This is a genomic window from Methylosinus sp. Sm6 (genome assembly GCF_019802345.1).
GTDB lineage: Bacteria > Pseudomonadota > Alphaproteobacteria > Rhizobiales > Beijerinckiaceae > Methylosinus.
Genome location: NZ_JAINDZ010000077.1, coordinates 1 through 5,790 on the forward strand (window position 1 = coordinate 1; position 5,790 = coordinate 5,790).

The 5,790-nt window shown below is 64.2% G+C and carries 4 protein-coding genes; all 4 read left to right on the forward strand.

All coding sequences use genetic code 11. The annotated features are described in order from the left end of the window. Nucleotides 1–1,007 (forward strand): hypothetical protein (locus K3F48_RS23100; protein ID WP_222577793.1); only part of this gene is annotated, 1,007 nt, incomplete at its 5' end. Further along, nucleotides 1,007–3,301 carry a hypothetical protein gene (locus tag K3F48_RS23105; RefSeq protein ID WP_222577794.1) on the forward strand — a complete coding sequence of 765 codons (2,295 nt, stop codon included), beginning with the start codon at nucleotides 1,007–1,009 and terminating at the stop codon, nucleotides 3,299–3,301. The genes K3F48_RS23100 and K3F48_RS23105, both read left to right, overlap by 1 nt. Next, nucleotides 3,301–3,489 (forward strand): hypothetical protein, encoded by a 189-nt coding sequence (locus K3F48_RS23110; RefSeq protein WP_222577795.1) that lies wholly within the window; start codon nucleotides 3,301–3,303, stop codon nucleotides 3,487–3,489. The genes K3F48_RS23105 and K3F48_RS23110 overlap by 1 nt, the downstream gene beginning before the upstream one ends. Continuing rightward, a partial coding sequence (locus K3F48_RS23115) for a right-handed parallel beta-helix repeat-containing protein (protein WP_222577796.1) occupies nucleotides 3,490–5,790 on the forward strand: 2,301 nt, incomplete at its 3' end.

The following is a 5,790-nucleotide window of genomic DNA, read 5'->3' on the forward strand; positions in this document are numbered from 1 at the left end:
CCAAAAAGCGCGAGATCGTCGCCAACATCTGGCGCTACAAGCGCCGCAAGACGACGCTGGCGGGCATACGCGATTACGTCGCGCTCGCCGGCGGGACTGTCCTTCGCGCGCGACGCCCGCGCGACAAGATGTGGTGGGTCCCGGCGGCGACTGCGGAAGAGCGCGCCGCGATGCTGGCGCGCATGCCGGAGCTGCGCATCTATCCGCGTCCGCTGCCGGCTCCGGTTCGACCCGGCCAGCAGTTTTGGGGCGCCGGCTATTGGTCCGCCGGCGCATGGGTTCCGAGCGACGCTGCGGCGCGCTGGCGCGATCGCGCCGTCTATGTCGCCGATGGCGTCGAGACGCGCGTCGCTGTGACCGGGCTCGACGAGCCGCTCGACAGCACGATTCGCATCGCTGTGCCGCGGCGCGCCGGGCGCAAGGCGTTTTACAATCGCTTCGCGCCGGGCACATATCGCATTCCGAGCGACGCCGACGCGCATGTCGTGACGATCGCGCCGAATGACGCCTCGCCGTCTTTCGCCGTGCCGGCCGGCCTCGCGCCGATGTCGGTGAGGCCGGAGCGCGTGTCCGCGATCCTCGCGGCGCCGCGCCGCAAGGCATGGCACGGGCGCTCGTTCTACAACGCGTCGTATCGCATTCCGAGCGACGCCGAAACGCATCTCTATTCGAGCGTGCGCTTTCTCGATCCGGCGAGGATCGGATCGGTCGGGCGCCCGCTTTCGTTTTGGGGCTGGTCGCGCTCGCCGACCGCGCCATTCACGTCCGTCCTCACTATCGACGTCACCGTGCATCCGCCGAAATGGGCGTTCCGCCGCTGGTGGGGCGTCGGCGTGTGGGCGCGCACCGATCTCTCGCCGCTGTGGCGATCGCTCGAGGCGATCCGCATCGCGCAGGCGCCGCGCGACGACATCTTTATCTCCCTCAAGACCTACGAGCCGATCACCTTCGGCGGCGGGTTGAAATTCGGCGAATTCAAATTCGGCGACTGGCGAAAGGCGCGCTGATGGAACGGAAGATCAATATCCACGCCTATGCGGAGAATGTCCCGGAGGACATCAACAATCTCCAGACATTTGCGCAGGAGGGGATCGACCATATCGTCGCCGACGCGATAACGGCCGCCCCGCGTTATATCGGCTTTGCGGCGACGAAGTCGGGCCTCACCAGCGTCGTCATCACCGCCGGCCGTCTCTACAAGGACGGCAAGCGCTATGCGCTCAATGACGCGACGACGTTCGACTTTATGTCGAATCTGCCTGTGGCGGCGAAGAAATCCGTCATCGTGTCGCTGTGGGGGACAGAGGTCGACGACGGACCCGACGAGCGCGCCGTGCTCGTCGCCGCGACGGCGACGGAGGAAAATCCCGTCTATCACACGGAGGTTCTGGCGATGACGCATTCGCGCGTCGCCAATATCGGCCGCTCGATCGGCGCGGAAGCGCCGGACCCGATCGACCCCGTCGTCGATGTGACGCTCGTCAAGCTCTGCCGGATCATCCTCACGACGACCGGCGTCGACAGCATCGAGATGTTCGCCGAGTCGGCGCTGCCGAACCTTGTGGATCACGAGAGCCGCATTGGCGAGATCGAGGAGTGGGAGGCCGCCGCGGCCCCGAAAATACTCTCGCTGGAATCCGATGTCGCGCGCCTGTCGCAGCAGGCGCGTGGCGGCGAGCTCGACGGGCTCGTGTCGCGCCTCGCCGCGCGCGTCGCCATCAATGAGGCGCTGCTCGGCGTCCCGTCCGACGCGGCGGATTCGCGCGCCGATTATTTCTTGGAGCCGGCGACGAGCGATCTCGCGCGCGCCGGGTCGGCGTGCAAGATTATGGAGGGCGTGCGATTTCCGGACGCGGCGGCGAATGCACAGGCGCTGCAGCTGCTCAATCCGCTCAATCCGGACGTGATCGTCAAGAATGGGCTCCTCTTGCCCCGCTATACGGGCGCGAGGCGCATCTCGACGGGCACGCGCGATAGCTCGACGCCGCTGTCGTCTTACACATATTCGACCTCGACGCTCGTCCAGAAGACGGTCTCTCGCCGCCGCGTGCGCTACGGCGCGGCGTTCCGCGTCTGCACAAATCGTGACTTCTGGAAATCCGGCGCCTACGATCCGATTACGCAGATCTTCAAGCTGCCGAACGGCGAGACGTTCAAGGCGGCGATCGACACAACTCAGCCAGCGTGGGCCGATCTGTCCAAGAACCACCTCATCATGAGGGTCCAGCAGTTCTGGGAGGACACTGTCACGGAGCCCTATTGGGACCGCGTGACCACGACCTCGTCGATCACCGGCGCCGGTTGCTACGAATCGTGGACGGTCGGCCAGGATTTTTGGCTACGATCCATCGATATTCCGATCACCGCACTGGACGCGGACGGCTCTATCACGCTGCTCTCGACCGGATGCCTTTCGACGGGCGAGAGCGATCTCTCGGCGGTGCTCGGACAGGTGACGGTCGCCAGAGGCTCTCTAAAACTGGCGCCAGACAAGACCAGTTTTTTGTTTCCCCGGCCGATTTATCTCGAGGCTGGCAAGCGCAATGCGCTGCGGCCGATCAGCGCCGCGAACCACAGCATTGCAACGACGCCCGGGACATCATTTGCGGAAGGAATGTTCTTCGGCAGCGTTGCGGGCGTCGACATCCCGGATCCGTCGAAGCACATCTGCATGTTCGTCAACGCGTGCGAGTTCGAGCAGACGGTGACCTATGTCGATCTGGCGCCCTTGTCGCTCGTCGGCGGCATCGCCGATATCGACATCCTCGCCTCGACGGTGCTGCCGGCCTCGACGACGCTGACCTATCAGGTGCAGATCGCGGGCGTCTGGATGCCGCTGACCGCCGACACGGTCGGCCAGCTCACCGCCGGCGGCAGCCTGCCGGTGCTGCTGCCTTTCCGCGCCGTGTTCTCCGGCTCGAAATATATCCAGCCCGCGATCGATCTGCTCGCGTCGCTGGTCAAGGTGAGCCGCGCCGCACTGAGCTACACGCATTTCTGGCCGGCCGCCGCACGCACGCCGCCGGCGGCGACCACCAAAATCCGTGCGCGATATCGCTATGAGCATTGGGACGCTGCGCATCACGCGGCGGTCGTGAAGCTGCTCACGGGCGCCAGCTATACGACCGAGACGGCCGCGTCGTCCTACAGCGACGTGCTGACGTCCGATGGCGCGCTCGAGCGCACCTATGTCTGGAATCTCGGCGCCGCCGTCACGAGCTACAAGCTCAAGGCGACCGGGACGACAAACACGCCACTGATACTCCATCACATCGCCAATCTCGTGGACTGGGTGCTCTGATGTATTATGAGATCACGCTGTCGCGCCGCGTCGAGATCGACGGGCACGGCTATCTTCCTAATCTCAACGGCAGCGTCCGCCATGTCGTCGATCAGACGACGCTCGATGCTCTGGTCGAGAAGACGACGGCCGAGCCGCTGGGCGACGCTGTCGTCGAGGCGCGGCCGATCGCCGAGGGAGACGTGTAAGTGGCCCTTCTGCCGAAGCCGCTCCTCTTCAAGAACCGCGAGACCGCCGACGCGGCTCGCATGAACGAGGCGACGCAGTCGATCCATGATCGACTGGTCGCGGTGGAGGCATATGCGCCGACAGTGTCGGGACTGCTCGGCCAGGCGCTCGCTTATGTCGATGGCCTGTTCGACACGCGGCTGTCGGATTGGTTCGCGACGAGCCTCGGTGATGGTGTGGCGGACGCACTGAAGACGCAAGCCGACCGGCGCGACGGCCTCGTCACCTATTCGGAGCGCTATTTCCAGACGCATGGCATCGACGTGCGTCTGTGGGGCGTCATCGCCGATGGCGTCACGCTCAATGCGATCGCGCTGCAGGCCGTCGAGGATTTGGCCGCTCTGATCGGCGCCGATCTCATTTTCCCGGTTGGCACCGTCCTCATCGAGGAGCGGATCGTCAAACGCAGCGGGGTGAGCTGGCATGGCCAGGGCCGCGCCGAGAGCGTCATCAAGCACGCGGCGGGGGTCGCGCATCATCTGGTCGAGCCGGAAACGAGGAAAGTGAACGTCAATCATTTTCGCCTTGAAAGAATCTGCTTCGACGGCAACGAGGCGGAGATCATTGGCGACAAAGTCTCGGCGGTCCACCTGCTGCGCGATGGCGATCCCGGCTTTTCTTTCCCGTCCGGCGGTGTCACGGTTCGAGACTGCGAGTTCCGTGGCTGGTCCGGACTCGGCTTTGGGCTCGTCATCACCGGATATGAGGATGTGGAGGTTTCGAACTGCTATTTTCATGACGGTGGCGGCGGCGCGTCGCTCAATCACGATCTCTATTTGCGGCGATGCACGCGCGTCCAGGTGATCGGGAATTACCTCTATCCCCGCGGCTTCGCCGCAGGGATCAAGGTGCAGGGCATCGAGCAGCGCGCGCTCGTGCAGGGCAATTCGAGCACCGGCGGCGGAATCGGAATCGTCGTGCAGGACAGCTATGACGACCGGATTATCGGTAATTCGCTCGTCGAGGCGAAGAGCTACGCCATAAAAATATCGGTCGAAGAGCAGCCAGTTTCAAAATTCGTGTTGATTTCCGACAACATGATCTCCCGCAGCGCCATAGCCATATGGGCCGCTCGGGCGAATGGCATCGTCATCGGCCCGAATAATATCCTCGACTGCCTCATCGGCATGCGCTTGCGCGACGTGCGCGCCAATGTCACCGGCGTGCGAATGGAGGTGACATCCGAGGCTGTCGGCGACGTCCGTTTCTTGAAATTTGATCAGCCGGGAAATAATCAAATCATTTTCCACTCGATCGAGCTGCGCAACTCTCGCTCGAGCGGCTTGGGTGTGACATTCGCCGAAAATACCGGCGTGATAGCGGACATGGAGCATGTCTACTTCGAGTCGGTCACTGTCTATGGCCCGTCGGACGATCCGTGGATCAAGCTCAACCCACCGGCCGCGCGGCCGAATGAGGGTGATTTCACGCCGGAGATCATCGGCGGCACGTCCGCGGGGACGGCGACCTATTCGGCCCAGGCGGGGCGGTGGCAGAGAGTGGGATCGCGGCTGTCATTCCAGGCCAATCTGTCGTGGAGCGGGCATGATGGCACGGGTGTCGTGCATGTCGCCGGTCTGCCTCTGCGCGCATCGATCGCGCTCGCTTTCTACCCAATCGCGGTCTACTGCAAGGATTTCGCGGTGCCCTCCGGCTCGCGGATCATGGGCTATGTCGACGGCGGCTCGACGGCGGTGATGCTGCGCGTGATCAACACGGCCGGCGCAGCGGTGGGTCTGACCGTGCCTGCCTCAGGCTCTCTGCATGTGAGCGGAGAATATCTCGTCAGCGGCGGCGTCAGAGTCGATGTCCCAGAGTTCGCGACAATGCTCGAGCAATGGCTTGGCCCGGCGCCGGTCGCGTGGCATACAATATTTTTGGAGTCCGAGGGCATGATGCTCGTCGAGTGGTTCGAGGCCGGCGGCGCGCAGATCCTGCTGCGGCCGAATGTGCCGGCGGACATGAGCATCAATATCGATGGCAGCGGCGGGGCGCCGGCGACCGGCGGCGCAGTCGGCACGATCGCCAATCGCGGGACGATTCCGTTTTCGCTCGTCGCCCCGGATGCGGCCTCGCGCCCGATCTATACAGAGAGCGGCGGATATCGATGGATCGCGTTCGATGGCGCCGCTGTGCTGTGGACCGGCGCCGCGGGGAGCGGCCCCGGCATAGGCATCGAAAACTTGCATATCTGGGCTGCATATGAGGAGGTGGTGGCGGTATCCCATGCGGGTCTGCTGACATTGGCGCCCGCTATCGGC